At 51.2% G+C, this 18,180-nt stretch carries 19 protein-coding genes; 4 read left to right on the top strand and 15 right to left on the bottom strand.

Features of this window, described 5'->3' with window-relative positions; translation table 11 throughout:
* Positions 1–9: 9 nt before the first annotated feature.
* The 4 genes from lspA to murJ all read right to left on the bottom strand — a co-directional run bounded on the left by lspA (position 10) and on the right by murJ (position 6,175).
* Positions 10–549, bottom strand: coding sequence for a signal peptidase II (gene lspA / locus O5O45_RS30475; protein ID WP_305903015.1), 540 nt, complete (start codon positions 547–549; stop codon positions 10–12).
* Positions 549–3,374: an isoleucine--tRNA ligase gene (gene ileS / locus O5O45_RS30470; RefSeq protein ID WP_305903014.1), complete on the bottom strand. Its 2,826-nt coding sequence runs from the start codon at positions 3,372–3,374 to the stop codon at positions 549–551. Before ileS ends, lspA begins: the two co-directional genes overlap by 1 nt.
* Before the next feature lie 182 nt (positions 3,375–3,556).
* On the bottom strand, positions 3,557–4,519 hold the full coding sequence (gene ribF / locus O5O45_RS30465) for a bifunctional riboflavin kinase/FAD synthetase (RefSeq protein ID WP_305903013.1): 963 nt from the start codon (positions 4,517–4,519) through the stop codon (positions 3,557–3,559).
* Positions 4,520–4,606: 87 nt separating this feature from the next.
* On the bottom strand, positions 4,607–6,175 hold the full coding sequence (murJ, locus tag O5O45_RS30460; RefSeq protein WP_305903012.1) for a murein biosynthesis integral membrane protein MurJ: 1,569 nt from the start codon (positions 6,173–6,175) through the stop codon (positions 4,607–4,609).
* 254 nt (positions 6,176–6,429) lie between these two features.
* On the opposite strand from murJ, the gene rpsT reads away from it, so the two are divergent.
* Positions 6,430–6,699: a 30S ribosomal protein S20 gene (rpsT, locus tag O5O45_RS30455; protein WP_011399647.1), complete on the top strand. Its 270-nt coding sequence runs from the start codon at positions 6,430–6,432 to the stop codon at positions 6,697–6,699.
* A gap of 63 nt (positions 6,700–6,762) precedes the next feature.
* Here rpsT and proB read toward each other — a convergent pair whose 3' ends face one another.
* The 4 genes from proB to rplU form a co-directional block, all read right to left on the bottom strand.
* Positions 6,763–7,923, bottom strand: coding sequence for a glutamate 5-kinase (gene proB, locus O5O45_RS30450; protein WP_305903011.1), 1,161 nt, complete (start codon positions 7,921–7,923; stop codon positions 6,763–6,765).
* A gap of 25 nt (positions 7,924–7,948) precedes the next feature.
* Complete coding sequence (gene cgtA / locus O5O45_RS30445) at positions 7,949–9,139, bottom strand: Obg family GTPase CgtA (RefSeq protein WP_305903010.1); 1,191 nt, start codon at positions 9,137–9,139, stop codon at positions 7,949–7,951.
* Between the two features lie 141 nt (positions 9,140–9,280).
* A complete protein-coding gene (gene rpmA, locus O5O45_RS30440; protein WP_011399650.1) occupies positions 9,281–9,541 on the bottom strand; it encodes a 50S ribosomal protein L27 in 261 nt (86 codons plus the stop codon).
* 29 nt (positions 9,542–9,570) lie between these two features.
* Positions 9,571–9,882: a 50S ribosomal protein L21 gene (gene rplU / locus O5O45_RS30435; RefSeq protein ID WP_127973434.1), complete on the bottom strand. Its 312-nt coding sequence runs from the start codon at positions 9,880–9,882 to the stop codon at positions 9,571–9,573.
* A 502-nt stretch (positions 9,883–10,384) separates the two neighbouring features.
* Between rplU and O5O45_RS30430 the strand changes: the two genes are divergently transcribed.
* Both O5O45_RS30430 and O5O45_RS30425 read left to right on the top strand, forming a co-directional pair.
* Positions 10,385–11,353: a polyprenyl synthetase family protein gene (locus O5O45_RS30430; protein WP_305903009.1), complete on the top strand. Its 969-nt coding sequence runs from the start codon at positions 10,385–10,387 to the stop codon at positions 11,351–11,353.
* Between the two features lie 101 nt (positions 11,354–11,454).
* A complete protein-coding gene (locus O5O45_RS30425; protein ID WP_305903008.1) occupies positions 11,455–13,032 on the top strand; it encodes a WS/DGAT/MGAT family O-acyltransferase in 1,578 nt (525 codons plus the stop codon).
* A gap of 13 nt (positions 13,033–13,045) precedes the next feature.
* Here O5O45_RS30425 and amrA read toward each other — a convergent pair whose 3' ends face one another.
* The 3 genes from amrA to O5O45_RS30410 form a co-directional block, all read right to left on the bottom strand.
* Positions 13,046–13,609 (bottom strand): AmmeMemoRadiSam system protein A, encoded by a 564-nt coding sequence (amrA, locus tag O5O45_RS30420; protein ID WP_305903007.1) that lies wholly within the window; start codon positions 13,607–13,609, stop codon positions 13,046–13,048.
* Positions 13,596–14,375: an AmmeMemoRadiSam system protein B gene (gene amrB, locus O5O45_RS30415; protein ID WP_305903006.1), complete on the bottom strand. Its 780-nt coding sequence runs from the start codon at positions 14,373–14,375 to the stop codon at positions 13,596–13,598. Before amrB ends, amrA begins: the two co-directional genes overlap by 14 nt.
* Before the next feature lie 149 nt (positions 14,376–14,524).
* The gene (locus O5O45_RS30410; protein ID WP_305903005.1) at positions 14,525–15,298 is read right to left on the bottom strand and encodes a YccT family protein; all 774 of its coding nucleotides are present in this window, start codon (positions 15,296–15,298) and stop codon (positions 14,525–14,527) included.
* 170 nt (positions 15,299–15,468) lie between these two features.
* Between O5O45_RS30410 and O5O45_RS30405 the strand changes: the two genes are divergently transcribed.
* Positions 15,469–15,699 (top strand): DUF6316 family protein, encoded by a 231-nt coding sequence (locus O5O45_RS30405; protein ID WP_305903004.1) that lies wholly within the window; start codon positions 15,469–15,471, stop codon positions 15,697–15,699.
* Between the two features lie 4 nt (positions 15,700–15,703).
* On the opposite strand, the gene O5O45_RS30400 is transcribed toward O5O45_RS30405, so the two are convergent.
* Genes O5O45_RS30400 through ribH form a run of 4 tightly spaced genes read right to left on the bottom strand, consistent with a single transcriptional unit; the run spans position 15,704 to position 18,180 of the window.
* Positions 15,704–16,219: a phosphatidylglycerophosphatase A family protein gene (locus O5O45_RS30400; protein WP_305903003.1), complete on the bottom strand. Its 516-nt coding sequence runs from the start codon at positions 16,217–16,219 to the stop codon at positions 15,704–15,706.
* A complete protein-coding gene (gene thiL, locus O5O45_RS30395; protein ID WP_305903002.1) occupies positions 16,216–17,193 on the bottom strand; it encodes a thiamine-phosphate kinase in 978 nt (325 codons plus the stop codon). The genes O5O45_RS30400 and thiL overlap by 4 nt, the downstream gene beginning before the upstream one ends.
* Before the next feature lie 30 nt (positions 17,194–17,223).
* Positions 17,224–17,673, bottom strand: coding sequence for a transcription antitermination factor NusB (gene nusB / locus O5O45_RS30390; RefSeq protein ID WP_305906260.1), 450 nt, complete (start codon positions 17,671–17,673; stop codon positions 17,224–17,226).
* 30 nt (positions 17,674–17,703) lie between these two features.
* The gene (gene ribH, locus O5O45_RS30385) at positions 17,704–18,180 is read right to left on the bottom strand and encodes a 6,7-dimethyl-8-ribityllumazine synthase (protein ID WP_305903001.1); all 477 of its coding nucleotides are present in this window, start codon (positions 18,178–18,180) and stop codon (positions 17,704–17,706) included.

The raw sequence follows: 18,180 nt of genomic DNA, 5'->3' as shown, positions 1-18,180 counted from the left end.
TCTCATTAATTACTTATCTTCCGTCGCACCGGAAGGATTACGGAATACATCAATCGCAATCATGAAAGCGCCAATAGTAATCGCGGTATCGGCAAAGTTAAACGCGGGGAAGTTGTATCCACCATAAAAAAAGTGCAGGAAGTCAACGACATACCCCAATACAGCCCGATCATACAGGTTGCCTAGAGCCCCCCCGAGCACCAAACTGAGAGCGCAGGCCATCCAACGCTCTTCACGGCTTAACCGCACCAGCCAGAGTGCTAAAACAACACTCACTACGGCCGCCAGGATGATAAAGAACCAGCGTTGCCAGCCTGACGCATCCGCCAGAAAGCTGAACGCCGCGCCGGTATTATGCAGCAGCGTAAAGCTGAAGAAAGGCGCGACAGGCACAGACTCGCCCAGAACCATATTGGCGCTCACATACCACTTGGTTCCCAGATCAAGAACGATAACCGCCAGGGTCAGCCAAAACCAACGCAGCATTCCCGGATTCACTTTCTGCATCTCGCCTCCGCCTTGACTGGCTTCACTTATCCGCGCATCCATTAGGCATATTTCCTTTCTTCTCCTGAGCCATCGATATTTTCGATACAACGCCCACACAGATCTTCATGAGACGAGTGAGCGCCAACATCTTCGCGATGATGCCAGCAGCGGCCGCACTTCTTATATTCAGAGCTCCTGATACCCACACGCAGACCTTCCGTTTCCGTAGCGACTGAATTGGCTTCAGACGCCTCTTCCACGCCGAAAACAGATGCGCCTGATGTAATGAATACAAAGCGCAACTCTTCACCCAAAGCGCTCAGGTCACGCTGCATTTCCGGAGTGGCAAACAAGGACACTTCCGTTGTCAGTGAACCTTTCACTTTGCCTGCATTACGCGCTTCTTCAAGCGCCTTGTTGACGGAGGTTCTGACCCGCAACAGGCGGCTCCAATACTCGCGCCCCATCTCAGAGCCTTCAACCAGAGGCTGCAAACCTTCATAGAAAGTTTCGAGGAAGATGCTTTCTGAGCGCTGTCCTGGAATGTACGACCAAATTTCTTCTGCGGTGAAGCTCAGGATCGGCGCAATCCAACGCACTAGCGCTTCAATGACATGATATTGCGCAGTTTGCGCTGATCGACAGCCAAGGCTGTCCAGCTTCATGGTGTATTGACGATCCTTGATGACATCAAGATAGAAGCTACCCAGTTCTACGGAACAGAAGTTATGCACCTTCTGATATACCTGAACAAAATTATACTGCTCGTATGCTTTTTTCAGTTCTTCCTGCAGCAACCAGGCGCGATCAACAATCCAGCGATCTAACGCCAACAGATCATCCATCGCCACCATGTCGTTGGCAGGATCAAAATCATTGATATTCGCAAGCAGGAAGCGAGAAGTATTACGAATTCGGCGATAAGAGTCCGCCGTACGCTCCAGGATATTTTTCGACAACACCATCTCAGCGCTATAATCCGTCGCCGCGACCCACAGCCGTAGAATATCCGCGCCAAGCTTGTTCATGACTTCCTGAGGCTCGATGCCGTTACCCAAGGACTTAGACATCTTGTGGCCTTTTTCATCCACGGTGAAGCCATGGGTGAGGACCTGCCGATACGGAGCCTTGCCTTTGATCGCTACAGCTGTTTTCAAAGAAGATTGGAACCAGCCTCGATGCTGGTCAGATCCTTCCAGATACAGATCCGCAGGGAACTGCCCCAGCTCTTCCCGCTGCTCCAGAACCGCACTATGCGTGACGCCGGAATCAAACCACACATCCAAAGTGTCCGTCACTTTCTCATAATTCTGCGCATCAGCGCCCAACAGATCTTCCGCATTGATATCCCACCATGCGTCAATACCTGTTTTCTCAACTTGTTTGGCGACTTCTTCCACCAAGCGCGCGGTTTCCGGGTGTAGCTCCTGAGTTTCTTTATGCACAAAGAAAGCGATGGGGACACCCCATGTACGTTGACGAGAAATACACCAGTCCGGACTCTGCTCAATCATCGCCTCAATGCGGTTTTGTCCCCAGGATGGAACCCAACGCACCTGCTTGATTTCCGCCAATGCCTGATCACGCAACCCTTGTTTATCCATGCTTATAAACCACTGCGGCGTGGCGCGGTAAATCAGCGGCGTCTTGGTTCTCCAGCAATGGGCATAGCTATGGGTGATTTTGCCATGGCTTAACAGGCGCCCGCGTTCTTTCAATACTTCAATTACATGGTCATCGACTTTGTAGACATGCTCCCCTGCGAATAACTCAACGTTATCCCGGTACACGCCGCGGTCATCCAGCGGATTAACAGTTTCGATACCGTATTTGTTGCAGACAGCAAAGTCTTCCATACCGTGGTCAGGAGCGGTATGGACAACGCCGGTGCCTGCATCCAGAGTGACATGATCCCCTAACAACGCAGGAATGCTGCGGTTATAGAAAGGGTGATGGAATATCTTGCCTTCAAGGTCCTGCCCAGTACAACGCCCCACGACCTGATAATCTTCAACGCCGCAGCGAGACATCACTGACTCAAGCATTTTTTCCGCTACGATCCAACGTTGCGGACGCCCATCAACGCTGCACTGCGTCAGCGCGTATTCAATCTCCGCTCCCAATGACACAGCCAGAGAAGCAGGCAAAGTCCACGGGGTAGTCGTCCAGATAACGATGGAAACATCCCCTTCGCCAGATGCGTCAGCGAACGCACTCAGTACGTCTTGCTCATTTTCGGCAGGATAGCTGACATCAATGGAGTTAGAAGTCTTATCTTTGTATTCAACCTCTGCTTCCGCTAAGGCGGAGCCGCCAACAACACTCCAGTAGACCGGCTTATATCCTTTCTGAAGGTGTCCACTCGTCGCAATCTTGCCCAGCGCCCGGATGATGTCCGCTTCAGTTTTGAAATCAAGCGTCAGATACGGTTTGAACCAGTCGCCGAAGACTCCCAAGCGAATAAAATCTTCCCGCTGCTTGGCCACCTGCTCCAGAGCATACTCACGACATTTCTGCCTGAATTCTTTATAGCCGACCTTGTCGCCAGCGCGACCGATCATAGTTTCGACTTTGTGCTCAATGGGCAAACCATGGCAATCCCAGCCAGGAACATAAGGCGCATCGTAACCCGCCACAGTCTTTGACTTGACGATGATGTCCTTCAGTATTTTGTTAACCGCATGCCCCAAGTGAATATTGCCGTTGGCGTAAGGAGGGCCATCGTGCAGTATGAACTTTTCACGCCCCTTAAACTCCGTTCTAATCTTCTCGTAGAGCTCAATATCTCCCCAGCGCTTCAGCATATCCGGCTCACGTTGAGGGAGATTGCCACGCATGGGGAAATCGGTCTGAGGAAGATTAAGGGTGTGCTTATAGTCGCTCATAATTTACCTAAAATATGCCAAAGTCAGGATTTTGCGCCTGCCATCCACTTACATTTTACTGTTTTCACTTAAAAGTCATCTTACGGCGGTCAGTTCAATTGCTGCGACCGCCCTACAGCAGAGCCTCACCATACTTAAAGAACGTACGATTACGGCCCACCACACATCATGCAGATTTTTCTTCAACCTGCGCTACTGATGTCGTGCAGTGGCATAGATTGCAGTCGCCTCTTAGCGCCTTCAATATCTCTTCGTATTTGCTCTTGTAACTGCTCCAATCCGCTGAACTTACGTTCATCTCGCAGTTTTTCCAGAAATTGCACATTTATTCGCTGACCGTATATGTCGTCGGCATGCTCAAAAAGATGCACTTCTAAAGCTGGCGTCACTCCCGAACCATCAATGGTAGGACGAACCCCAATATTAGCCACACCAAAACGCACGTGACCTGCGGCCAGTGTCGTCTTAACCAGATAGACACCGGACAGCACAGGCCTTTTACGGCCTAACGATACATTGGCCGTTGGCGCATTGAGCTGTCGTCCCAGCTTACGTCCGTGCACCACGCATCCGGTAATACTGTACGGCCTTCCAAGCAGGTCTTCCGCTTGCGCAAATTCGCCTTGCGCCAGTGTGGCGCGAATTCGCGTACTGCTAACACGCTCCCCCTCTACCTCTACAGTGGGCGTATTTTCAACACTAAAGCCAGATGCCACGCCAGACTTCTCCAGCAGGCGGAAGTCTCCAGAGCGATCGCAGCCAAAGCGAAAGTCATCTCCAACGACAAGGTGCTTAACATGAAGCCCCGTTACCAGAACATCATCAATGAACTGTTGAGCAGTCAGGCCTCGCAGTCGGCGATTAAACTGAAGACACAACAGATAATCCACATTTAGGGCGGCGATGGCATCCAATTTCTCACGGAACCGCATCAAGCGCGGGGGGGCGTCCAACTTCTCAAAAAATTCCCGCGGTTGTGGCTCAAACACCATGACGACGGCGGGAACGCCCATGCTTTCAGCCCTGGACTGTAGTTGACTGATTATGACTTGGTGACCAATATGCACGCCATCAAAGTTTCCAATAGTCGCCACGCAGCCAGAGGCGAATGGTTTTAAGTTGTGCAGTCCCCGAATCAGTTTCATGCGTCTACAGCGGCCATGCAAAAGCGCGATTATAAAGCATGTGGCGCCGGCTGCCCAATCTATGAGGTCTCATTTGAAGCAAGGCCTTTATCCGCGCATAAAAAACTGGCGGGGCCGAACGCCAAACACATAAAGAGACGCGAAATAACTCAACCCGCCTGCGCAGCATATTCCCAACAACCAAAACGCACGCGTCGCAGTATTCGCCGAAAACCAGAAACCCTCAGCAGGCAATAATGCCACGAGAACCAGCGCCATCACGACATTGGCGCCCACAAGACGCAACAAGAACACTCTCCAACCAGATTGGTGCTGGAGTACGCCGGCTTTCACCAGTCCGCGCCATAGCAGACCAGCATTTAACGCTGCCGATAAAGACGTCGCCAGAGCCAAACCCGCGTGCGCCATGGGGTAAATCAATGCGAGATTGAACACCATATTAGCGATCATCGCCGCAATCCCTATCTTTACAGGCGTTCTAGTGTCCTGCCGTGAGAAGTAGCCTGGCGCCAGAACTTTCACCAACATAAAAAAAGTTAAGCCGAGAGAATACGCCTGCAAGCTTTGCGCAGACATTCTCACATCGAAGTCAGTCAGCGCCCCATGCTGGAACAACGTAGCAATCATAGGCTGCGCAAGCGTCATTAGAGCCACCGCAGCAGGCAGGCCAATCAAAAGCACCGCTCGTATCGCCCAATCAAGGGTGGCGGAGAAGTCTTTGGCGTTATCTGCCGCATGTTTTCGCGACAGACTGGGCAAGATCACAGTCGCAATCGCGATTCCAAAAACACCTAAAGGCAGCTCCGATAAGCGATCAGAGTAATACAGCCAGGAAACACTCCCCGTCACCAGAAAAGAGGCCAGGATGGTGTCCAGGAGAAGGTTTATCTGGCTTACTGACACGCCAAACATGGCTGGCGTCATCAATCGCAAAATTCTGCGGACTCCCTCATGCTTTCTATCCACCTTGGGCTTGGGAAGCAACTGCAAGCGAGAGAGAAAAGGAAGTTGGAACAGCAATTGAGCCATACCAGCAATTAATACGCCCCAAGCTAAAGCCATCACTGGCTCGTCCATATATGGCGTGATCAAAAATGCCGCGCCAATCAATGATAGATTCAGCAGCACGGGAGTAAATGCCGGAACAGCAAAATAGTCGTAGCTATTTAATATTGCTCCCGCAAACGCCGTCATTGAAATAAGCAGCAGATAAGGAAATGTCAGACGCAGCATTTCCACTGTAAGCGCAAACTTATCATTATTATCCAGGAAGCCCGGAGCGAATAATGCCGCCAAGAGTGGAGCCGCCACTACAGCCAGAACAGTAATGATCAATAAAACCACCCCCAGCGTACCGGAGACATTATCCACAAGCGTTTTCACCGCAACCGGCGACTGCTTCGTACGATATTCCGACAACACCGGAACAAAAGCTTGCGAAAAGGCGCCTTCTGCAAACAAGCGGCGCATAAAGTTTGGAATTTTAAACGCCACAAAAAAAGCATCAGCCCCAGCGCCCGCGCCAAAAAAGTTGGCGATTACAATGTCCCGAGCCAAGCCTAACACCCTGGAAAGCATGGTCATCACTCCGACCAAGCCACTGGACCTCAATAATGACGGAGTAGGCTTTTCTTTATGCGTATCTGCTGCGCTCACAAATCATTCATACCTAGGAAAATTGAGAATAGCGTTGAGAGGCGGACGAAAGCCCCTTTATTGACAGGCGGCACATCCTATCATGTGAGAGTTAGCGGAAAAATAGATCACTCGGGCGCCACGCTTGCGTTGAATGAAAAACAATCATTTTTTTTGCCATAATCGTTGACAAATGACCACGAAAGCGGCATATTTCCGCGTCATTTATTTCGGCGACACCAACCGACAGCATTCGATTATTGAGGAGTTTCAAGGTGGCGAACAATCCTTCATCCAAGAAGCGCGCCAGGCAGCAAGTAAAACGCCGCGCTCATAACATGAGCCTGCGCTCCATGGTACGCACATACATCAAGAAAGTTAGCGCCCAGATCGAGCAAGGCAGCTATGACGGCGCAACCCAAGCATTAACTACTGCAGCGCCGATCATTGACTCCATGGTCAACAAAGGCATTTTCAGCAAGAACAAAGCTGCTCGCACCAAGAGCCGTCTAAACGCCAAAATTAAGGCGCTGAAGGCTAGCTAAGTTCTTCTGAACAATAAAAAACCGGCTTAGGTCGGTTTTTTATTGTCTGCTTTCCAGGAAAAACTACAATAAAACTAAGTTATCTCGATGTATTAACTCTGGTTCATTGATATAGCCTAGAATAGATTCAATTTTCTCAGAAGCAACGCCAACAATTCGCACCGCTTCATCCGCATCGTAGTTCACCAACCCTCTGGCGACCTCATTACCCTGCAAATCATAACAACTCACCATCTCTCCGCGCTGAAAGCCGCCATCCACAGACTTGACTCCAACAGGCAGCAAGCTCCGCCCCTGCTGCGTCAGCACGCGCACGGCGCCATCATCCAGCACTAGACGCCCCCGGGTTTTGAGATGTCCGGCAAGCCACTGCTTACGCGCAACCCAGCGCTCTTGGTCAGGAAGCAGAAGCGTCCCCAGCTCATCCCCATTACGCAAACGGGTAAGCACCGAATCGATGCGCCCACCCACAATAACTGTCGCAGCCCCCGAGCGACTCGCCAAACGCGAGGCGCGCAGTTTGGTGAACATTCCGCCCCGACCCAAAGCCCCAGAGCTACCAGAAGCCATACTATCCAAGGCCGCGTCATTAGCCTTGGCCACTCCCACCAAGCTAGCATCGGCATTGGAGCGAGGATCCTTATCAAACAAGCCCGACTGATCCGTCAAAATAATCAAATGGTCAGCCTCGACCAGATTCGCAACCAAGGCAGCTAGCGTATCGTTATCGCCAAAGCGAATCTCATCCGTCACCACCGTATCGTTTTCATTGATAATAGGAGCCACCCCCATATCAATTAAGGTACATAACGCTCCCCGAGCATTCAGGTAGCGCTTGCGGTCGGACAAATCTTCATGAGTCAAAAGGATTTGGGCGGTCTGCATATTATGACGCTTAAATTGCGCCTCCCACGCCTGAACCAGCCCCATTTGCCCCACTGCGGCTGCAGCTTGCAGTTCGTCCAGTAATTTTGGACGCTCCTTCCACCCTAAGCGACTCATCCCTTCCGCCACCGCGCCAGAAGAGACAACGACCACTTCTACACCATCTTTGCGTAAAGCCGCCAACTGATCCACCCACAGCCCCATTGCGTCCAAGGCCAACCCGCGACCATCATTTGTCAGCAATGCGCTGCCGATTTTAATCACCCAGCGACGGGTTTCCCGCAGACGCGCTCGCGCCTGCGATTCGTTTAATTGTCCTAGTTGCAGCCTGACCGACATAATTCACACAACCCCATAGATCCCGTTAAGGCGCATAAAAAACTTCAACATCTTCGTCATCATCATCGCCATCAGATTCCTTCGCCTTCTTTCTCGCCTGGCGACGCTGCTCATTCAGAAACTGAATGCGCTCACGAACTTCCTGATCCATTTGCTCACGATTCAGGCGATCCGCCTCCGCCACATCAGGGTCATCACGCTCTTCCTCAGCCCTTCGCTCAATCCAGGTCATAATATCCTGACAAAGACGCGGTAAGCCCTCGCCCGCCAAAGCAGAAATCTCATAGCTAGGGCCAGACCAATTCAAACGCTTCAAAATATCAGCGCAAATTGCGTCTTTCTCATCCTCCGCCAACAAATCCGTTTTGTTGAGCACCAACCACCTATCGCGAGCAGCCAACGCCGGACTGAACTTTTCCAGTTCCGCCACAATTTTTACCGCCGACTCGACCGGATCCGACTCATCCAGCGGAGATACGTCCACCACATGCAACAGGAGGCGAGTACGAACCAAATGCTTAAGAAAACGTATACCTAACCCTGCGCCATCAGCCGCCCCCTCAATCAATCCTGGAATATCAGCCACAACAAAGCTACGGTGCGCCTGCACGCGCACAACGCCAAGATTGGGAACCAGAGTCGTGAAAGGATAGTCCGCCACTTTGGGTTTGGCGGAGGAGATACCACGAATCAGCGTCGATTTACCCGCATTGGGCAAACCAAGCAACCCCACATCGGCCAACACCTTTAGCTCAAGTCGGATATTTCTCGACTCCCCAGGCTGCCCTGGTTTGGTTTGGCGAGGAGCCTGATTAACACTGGACTTATAGCGGGTATTACCCAAACCATGAAAGCCTCCTTGCGCCACTTTAATTTGCTGTCCGACTTCCACTAAATCGCCAAGCACCTCATCAATATCCGTATCGATAATAGTTGTTCCCACAGGGACTTTCAGCACCAGATCAGCGCCACTGGCGCCAGTACAGTTGCCTCCGCGACCGCTCTCGCCATTCGCCGCCTTAAACTTACGCGTATAGCGATAGTCAATGAGCGTATTAATAGACTCGTCCGCCTCCAGAATGACAGATCCGCCGTCACCACCATCGCCGCCATCCGGCCCGCCCTTCGGCACATACTTTTCGCGACGAAAGCTCAAACAGCCATTTCCACCTTTACCTGCTTCCACGTAAATTGTGGCCTCATCAACGAATTTCATGCCTTTTCTCCCAACAATTGCAATTTCGCCGACGTTTAAAGCCAGCTATTACCAACATCTTTATAACACAAGGTTTGCGCAAGTGCGGCGCAAACAAAAAAGCTCCGCATCTGCGGAGCTTTTTAACGTTACGGGCCAGCCTTATTCCGCAGCGACAATACTGACTGTTCTGCGGTTTAACGGGCCACCAACGTTGAACTTAACAAAGCCATCTTGCTTGGCGAATAGAGTGTGGTCGCGGCCACAACCTACATTCTCACCTGGATGGAACTCTGTGCCACGCTGACGAACCAGAATGTTGCCAGCCTTAACGAATTGACCGCCAAAGCGCTTGACGCCAAGTCGTTTGGATTCTGAATCGCGACCGTTACGGCTACTACCCGCCGCCTTCTTGTGAGCCATGTTATTACTCCTCTAGATTAGTTGCCGTATCAGCCGGAAATTCCGGTGATCTTAACTTCAGTAAACCACTGACGGTGCCCCATACGCTTCATATGGTGCTTACGACGTCTGAACTTAATGATGTTGACCTTCTTGTGACGGCCGTGAGCTACAACTTCTGCAGTCACTTTAGCGCCTTCAACAACAGGAGCGCCTACTTTAACATCGTCTCCGTTGGCGACAAGCAGCACTTTGTCGAACTCAACAACACCACCGGTTTCAACTTCAATTTTTTCCAGCTTAAGACGCTCGCCTTCTTTTACGCGATGTTGCTTACCGCCACTCACGATAACTGCGTACATGAGATAAATCTCCAATCACACGGGTTAAATATGAACTTCGCCGCCTGTCTTCTTAAGTCATTCATCAGGCCTGCAGGAAGTCCATGCACCACCATTACTTAATACCGGCTCCGCCAGAAAACTGAACGGGCAAACCGCCGCAGCGCCTGTTGCCAGGGGAAACTCTTTGGTGACCCTATGACAGGGAATGGTTTTTGCGGGCGCAAGATTATACAAAATGCAGAAAGATTGAGCAACTAAGTTTATAGATAGGCTCACGCTACTCCGAGGCTTGGGAGAGAATCCTGTTTCATCCGGGCCAAGCGCCCTATAATTGCCCGCAAAACCTTGACACAGCAGGGACTTCCCCCCTAGCATTCCTCTCCCGTAGGGTGCCAAACCCAGTGTCGACACTCACGCTCCCATCGGTAATCACTTAATCGGCCGCATTATATGCGAACCGGCCGGCGACAGCGCCGGACATCCGATAGCGGGCGCATAGCCTTCCGGTGAACATTCAAGCATGCAGGCAGAAACTATTTACGCAGCCGTTAACGAAGACTTTCTGTCCGTCGACGGGCTCATAAAAAATCAGCTTTTCTCCAATGTTCCACTTGTGGAAAAGATTGGCCAATACATCATCGACTCTGGCGGAAAGCGACTGCGCCCCCTTCTGGTCTTACTGGTCAGCAATGCTCTAAACGCCAACTCAAAGCACTATCTGAAATTGGCTGCAATCATTGAGTTTCTACACACTGCGACACTGCTGCATGACGATGTTGTGGACACGTCAGACCTACGCCGCGGGCGAGACACCGCCAATGCGAAATGGGGTAACGCCCCCAGCGTTCTGGTCGGTGACTTTCTCTATTCCCGGGCATTTCAAATGATGGTGGAGCTGCGTGACATGGACGTGATGGCGGTATTGGCCAACGCTACAAATGTTATTGCCGAGGGAGAAGTATTACAGCTGACCAACTGTAAAAACCCCGATATCACTGAAGCACAATACATGGAAGTGATCACCGCCAAAACAGCCATGCTATTCGAAGCCGCTTCACATAGCGCAGCAATACTTTGTCAGGCTAGTGCCGAAACGACCTCAGACATGAAGGAATTTGGCCTGGAGCTCGGTATTGCATTCCAGCTGATCGACGATGTTCTGGACTATCAGGGTAACGCAGCGGAAATGGGCAAAAATGTAGGCGACGACTTAGCTGAAGGTAAGCCTACCCTGCCACTACTTTACGCACAGCAACAAGGCGATGACGCACAAAGAAAACTGATCCGAAAAGCAATTAGAGAAGGCGGATTAGAGCAACTGGATGCGGTAATGAGCGCGGTCAGGGAATCCGGGGCTCTGGATTATACCGTCAAGCTTGCGAAAGAGTACGCAGACCGAGCCGCAGCAAGACTCGAACGGCTAGCTCCCTCGGTATATCGAGATGCGTTATTTGCTTTGACCAAAATAGCAGTAAACCGCACCAAATAAGCTCAAACGAGAATATTAGGACAAGCGAAAACAACCCGCTATCGCGGACTGCGCCGTACTGTTAAAGTGAGCAGTACGCCATTACTGGATATTAAGCGGATATGCAGCAGCTAAGCGAACTGGATGCGTCCTTCCTTTATCTGGAAACAGAGAACGCCCCCATGCATATCGGCGGCGTGTATGTCCTTGACTGCTCAGAACAAAACAGAAAGCTGAGCTTCGAGGCGTTTCACCAGCACATTGAGTCCCGCCTGCCTGCCGCCAGACAATTCAGGCAGCGTCTTGTGGAGGTGCCGTTAAAACTGGACCACCCTTACTGGGTAGATGATCCAGACTTTGACCTAAATAATCATCTTCGTAACGTCCATCTCCCAACACCTGGCACGGAAGAACAATTACTCCAACTCACTTCGGCAATACTCGCAGAGCCGTTAAGCCGCGAGAGACCGCTGTGGGAGATAACGCTGGTAAGCGGTTACCGGCCAAACGACACAAAAGAGCGCGCCTGCTGCGCCTTGGTCGTCAAGATCCATCATTCAGTGATCAATGGCGCAACGGGCGAAGAGCTGATGAGCGCCCTGCTCGACTTTTCTCCTGAGCCAACTAAAAGAGGGCCACAACAAGCCTGGAGCCCGAATCCTTTGCCGTCCAAAACACGCCTGATCAGCAACGTCTACGGCTCCGCCCTGAACACGCCATTCAGACTTGCCAATATGGCTAAAGACGCCGCGGCATCAGCATTCTATACATTATTGATTCAACGTTTACATAGACTGGCGCTTCCACCCGCCCTTTTCAGCGCGCCTCCCACATCGTTTAATCGCGCCATTGGAAAAGAACGCAGCCTAGCCTACTTCGCATGCGACCTCGATAGGCTTAAGCAACTAAAAAAACAGCATGAAGACACTACTCTTAACGACATAGTAATGACGCTATGCTCCGAAGTATTAGTACGCTACCTGCATTCCCTGAACGAAGACGCCGAGCGCCCACTTATAGCTGTGTCGCCCATCTCAGTTCGCTCCAAGCGCATTGATAGCCCCACAGGTAGTCAGCTGTCAGCCATGCTGATTTCGCTGGCTACGGATGAGCCCAATCTGGCCATTCGCCTGAAGTCTATCCATGACAACGCAACCTCATCACAAATATATGGACAGGCGATATCCGCTGCTCGCCTGACTCAGCTCATTCCCTCCTCCATGCTTGGGCTTTCCGCTCGCATCTACACCGAGTTTCAGCTCGCTCAGAGACACAAACCATTGTTCAATATACCAATTACCAATATTCCAGGCCCACAAATTCCCCTTTACTTCAACGGAGCCAAAGTGATCAAACAGCTTGGCAGCGCGCCTTTGTTTGACGGTCTTGGCCTTTCTATCGTCGTGGTGAGTTACAACGGAGAGGTAACATTTACGTTAACCAGCAACCCGAAGGTCATTACAAACCCAGAAGACCTGACCAAGCATTTTGAGAGTGCAATCACTCAACTGGAAAAAGAACTAGCGCATACAGACTTAAACTCTCTGAAGTCTGTACCAGAGTTAGCAGAGCAACGCCCTTCGAACATCCTCGCAGCTTTACTGGGGGATATCACAGCTCTTTTTAGCAACTTATTATCCGAAGCAAAGAAACCTGACGAAACCGGGGAAAAGCAAAAGGACGTCAACTCGGAACATTGAGCCGCGCCCAGAGCTATATGTATGTAGTCTGGTATATTTCAGCCTTGATATCTTTAGCCCAGAACTCCTTTCCCAAACCAGCCTTACACTTTAATTGACCAATAAAATCACCAGGATCAGGGAGTTGCCCCCAAACAGAGGGCAAAAATGTAGCGCGGTGTCCACGCCATGAGAGTATTAGCCCGTCCTCCCCTACCCTCAGCTTGCAAGCCAGATCTTGCTCGGAGGTAACGGGTATTAACCGCGGTTGAGAAAGCACGGAGATATGCAATGCACATAGTCGCCATTCATCCGGTTTCAAAGGAGCGAAGCGGGGGTCTTCAAATGCTGCGCTGTAAGCATTATGCGACACATCCTGAACTAAAGGACGGATCGCCTCCAAAACGCCAATGCATCCACGTAATCCACCTTTCTTCAAGACCGTAACAAAGGTAGCAGCAGGCTGACGCAGCGTGTTTGAAAACCCAGATAGATCAACTATCCGTCTCTCACCGGAAGCAAGCCCCTGTTCAATCGCCAGAGAAGCCACCTCATATAGCTGCGTCTTTTCTTTGTCCGAGAGATTAATACAAGGCATAGGAGGCATACCCCACAACTCGACGCTTATCGCCAGCAGTATCGCCAGAGTTAGCCTGAGCCAGACAGGAAATATGCATTCCTTTACGGCCAGCCAACAGCAAAAGCCCGTTTACACATTTACAGCCGCAGGCCTGATCTCCCATAAGACTATGCTGAAGAGCCAGAATTTCACGTGTCGTCGCTGCGTCAATTTCCAAAGCTGTCACATAATCATGATAATGGCTCAGGTCCGTACTAATGACGATCAGCGTTTCCTCTCCTCCCCATAGAAGCTCCAGAACTTCCGCGACTGATTCGGCGTCAGCGTCGCCAATCACAAGAGGAGTGAGCTCAAAGCTATCAAGGCACTGCTGCAGAAATGGCAAATGCACCTCCAGACTATGCTCCTGAGCGTGCGCCGAGTCCAAAGTAATAACTTGGGGGAGTAATGTAAGTTTCCCGAGATTAACGGCATCAATGGCAATATTGCCAAGGGGTGTAGAGAATTCATCAGAGGACGGAACAGCTATCCCCCTAAAGCCAACACGATGACTTGGCCCCAACAAAACAACCTTACTGATGCGTTTAGCAGAATTACGCAGAGCGCTATAAGCCACTCCGGCTATCGAACCAGAGTAAATATAGCCCGCATGAGGTGCGATAATCGCCTTGGGATTATGATCAAAAGAGGCTGGCGTCGCGAGATAGCGACTCACTGTGTCAGAGAGGTCTTCCGCGTTGGCGGGGTAGAATAACCCACTCACCGCAGGCTTTCGAACAGACATTAATATCTCCCTTTGGATGTCTCACAACTATTATTAATTTCAAGTTTGCAGACAATTAGAGAGTCTTATCGAAAGTCTATTCTGAACCCGCCAAGAAAATTTGTCATCCCCCGAAGCGTACAGGGTGACGCCTCGGGGAAGAGAGAGAACTACTTAAACGCCCAACGAAGAAATTGTTTCTTTTCTTCTGCTGACGCCTTCTCCCAAAGCACTTTTAATGCCTCAATACGGGAGATGCCAGCATCTGATGGCGATACAGCGGCATTAGCAGGCGCCTGAACGCCTTGAGTTGGCTGAGATGGAGTCACTACTGGCGAATTAGCCCTAACAGTTCCCACAGCCGAAGGCTGAGTCACAGTAGGCTGGGTAGCCGCAACAACAGCAGGCTGATAGGGCCCGCTATTAGCTACAACTCTATTGGCGCTATCCACTAGAGCAATCTCGGGAGCTCTTGCAAAGGCTTCAGCCTCCCTTTTGGAATCAGGCTTGTTGAATCCGAATGTGTAAACCTGCCCAGGCTGCATATCAACAGTCACTTGGAAGCGATCAGACACAACCTTATCTACATGTTCCGCGTCACTGTCGTCACTTTCCCTCGTTTTAGCCCAAATACTGGTATAGCGGTAAACAAGGGTGCGCTGACCAGGCAAGATATCATAAGTTAAATTAATGTTTTCCAAGAGAAAGCTCTTTTGAGAAACGCCATCAATTTCAAGCAGCTCTATTTCAGCTGGAGCCATGACTTTAGCCACTTGGCCATCGCCCAGGGTTTGACCATCATAGGTTTTAATCGCTCGCGTCGTTCCACACGCACTAATGGCGACTGCTAACGCCACTACAAGCGACGACTGGAGCCAGGACCAAATAACCTTCATATCATCCTCTTTAACTTTTATTTCGTAAGAAGCTTCAGGAGCTTTCATAAAACGGGCTCAATTGTCATACGGCGGAAGGGCTTATGCAACCTCGTAACGCCACTTATTGAGCCAATAAAATAACGCATAGGCTAACCCATTTGCCTAATTTAATAAGTTGTGCCACTTTTTAATCAAACGATAACAACACTATATCTATGCAGAAGAGGGACTTTAATATGGATACGACCAACAGAAGAGGTGAAGATGGCTTGACGCCGTTTCGCAGCGATCGCTTTTTCGCCGTCGGCGACAAGTGGTATTTTTCTACACGGGAAGGCTTTGATAGCGGCCCTTACGCCGCCAAAGAACGCGCGGAAGAGGGATTGCGTCGCTTCCTGAAAGTCGCCCAGATCCTGCCCGGCGAAGGCCAGGCCGCCAGAGTCATGCGAGCGCATAGAATTTTCTGAATGGCTAAAACAATGCGACGCAGTAGATAGTCAGTTGCGTCGCCGCCAACGCCATGGCGCCTGCCAGCAGGTCGTCGAGCATAATTCCTTTACCTCCATGAATATGACGATCGCACCACCGGATCGGCCACGGTTTCCAGATATCAAACAGCCGAAAATAAACAAAAGCCAGCAGGATAAACACACTATTCCAGGGTAAGAGGAACAACGCTATCCATTGCCCAACAAACTCATCCCACACAATGGCCTTGTGATCATGCACGCCCCAGTCACGGGCGGTTCTACCGCACAAGTATACGCCCAACAGCGCGGAAACGAAGATAACAGACAATTGCAGCCATGGCCCCAAATGCGCCAAAGAGGCCATGTAAATGAGCACCGCCAGCGCGGAGCCAAAGGTTCCCGGCGCCCAGGGAGCTAAACCCGATCCCAAACCGGCGGCGAGCAAATGAGTCGGAGACTTCAGCGTCTCTATAACAGGTGGTGTATAAGAAGATTCGGCGCGCGTAGTCAAGGTCACGTTACAGAGTTCTCTTTGAAGTGGTCATATCCGCCTTTTGACATTAGCTTTACTTCTTCTCCATGCTTTCGCATTGCTATACCCGATTCCCTTCGCAAGATTCCGATACGGCTTAACGCCACATCAGCGGACAATGATTGGATAAGGTTACGAGCAGATTGTGGCGCGGTGAAGCAGAGTTCGTAGTCATCCCCCCCCTTAAGAGCGTAACTCAGCGCATCCTGCTGGGAAAAAGTCGCCAACAAAGCAGAGGAAAGAGGTATCGCGTCTTCGTCTATCAACGCACCGCAGCTTGAGGCGGAACAGATATGCATCAAGTCAGCGACCAGCCCGTCGGAAACATCAATAGCCGCCGTTGCAATTCCCCGCAATTTACTCCCTAGCTTCAAACGAGGCTGAGGACTTTCATAGCGTTGGTAAAGCTGCCGCTCCAGAGGCGTTAAAGAGGCTCTCGGTCGCTCTAACAAAGGCAAAGCGGCGGCGGCGTCGCCAAGAAATCCGGAAACCCATACATCCTCCCCAGGCGAAGCCCCGTGGCGATATAAGCATTGATCTTGAACACGCCCAAATACAGTCACTGTAACTGTAAGAGGGCCTTTCGTCGTATCTCCGCCGATGAGGGGAATCCGCCACGCCGAGGCGGACTCATGCAATTGAGAGCCAAACGCTTGCAACCACGCCTCATTGATATTCGGCAGAGTCAGCGCCAGTGTAAACCCGACAGGCTCAGCCCCCATCGCCGCCAAATCGCTAACGCTTGAGCCAAGACTACGGGCGGCCACCATTTCCGCAGACGCATCCGCCGGAAAGTGGGAGCCGGACACACAGGTATCGGTAGAAATTACAAGACGACCGGTTAGAGGAGCCAAAACAGCGCAGTCATCCCCGATTCCTGTCTCAATTAGACGCTCAACATTGGGAAAATTCGCAAAAGGCGCATGAAAATAGCGCGATATTAGTTCGAACTCGCCCATTAGCCGCTCTACCTACCGTGTCCGCCCAGTTTACTTTTTCTTGCTTTTCGCAGCGGCCACTTCCGCCTGCCGCAATTGCGGAGCCAGCTTATCCAGGACGCTGTTGACGAACTTGTGTCCATCCGTACCGCCAAACTGCTTGGCTAATTCAACGGCTTCATTAATCACCACGCGATAGGGCACTTCAATACGCGAGCGCAACTCGAAAGCCCCCATGCGGATCAAGCTCAGCTCCACTGGGTCCACGTCCGCGAGCTTCCGGTCAACGAATGGCTGTAATAACGCGTCAAGTTCGCTTACGCTGGAGGGTACGCCATACAAAACCGCCTTGAACAAATCCCTGTCCACTTGTTGCAGATCGTTATCCACGGCGAATTCCGCTTCAATCTGGCTAATGGAGGCGCCGGCGACGCGCCACTGATAAAGCGCCTGCAGCGCCAGTTTACGTGCGGCGCGGCGCTTTTCCATAGCCTTGGACATCGGACGCCCTGTAGACGGTTGTTCGCTCACTTATTCACCCACCTGCTGTAATAGTCCGACCATTTCCAACGCTGACAGAGCGGCTTCCGCTCCTTTGTTGCCGGCCTTGGTGCCTGACCGCTCAATGGCTTGCTCAATGCTATCTACAGTCAGGACGCCGAATGCGACAGGGATGCCCGCCTGCAAGGAGACCTGACCAAGTCCTTTGGCGCACTCGCCTGCGACATACTCAAAATGAGGCGTACCACCACGGATCACCGCACCTAAAGCAATCACCGCATCCGGTTTGGTGCGCACAACGACTTGCTGGGCCAGCAAAGGAATTTCGAAGGCCCCTGGCGCTCTGTATACCGTGATTTGACTTTCCGCAACGCCATGACGACGCAAAGCGTCCAGCGCGCCTTCCAGCAAACTTTCCACTACAAAGCTGTTAAATCTCCCTACAACTATGGCGTACTTCGCGGACGCCCCTTGCAAGAAATCGCCTTCTACCACCTTGACCGTCAT

The organism is Hahella sp. HNIBRBA332, from assembly GCF_030719035.1.
GTDB lineage: Bacteria > Pseudomonadota > Gammaproteobacteria > Pseudomonadales > Oleiphilaceae > Hahella.
The sequence above is the reverse complement of the archived record's forward strand: the minus strand, read 5'-3'. Positions and strand labels throughout refer to the sequence as shown.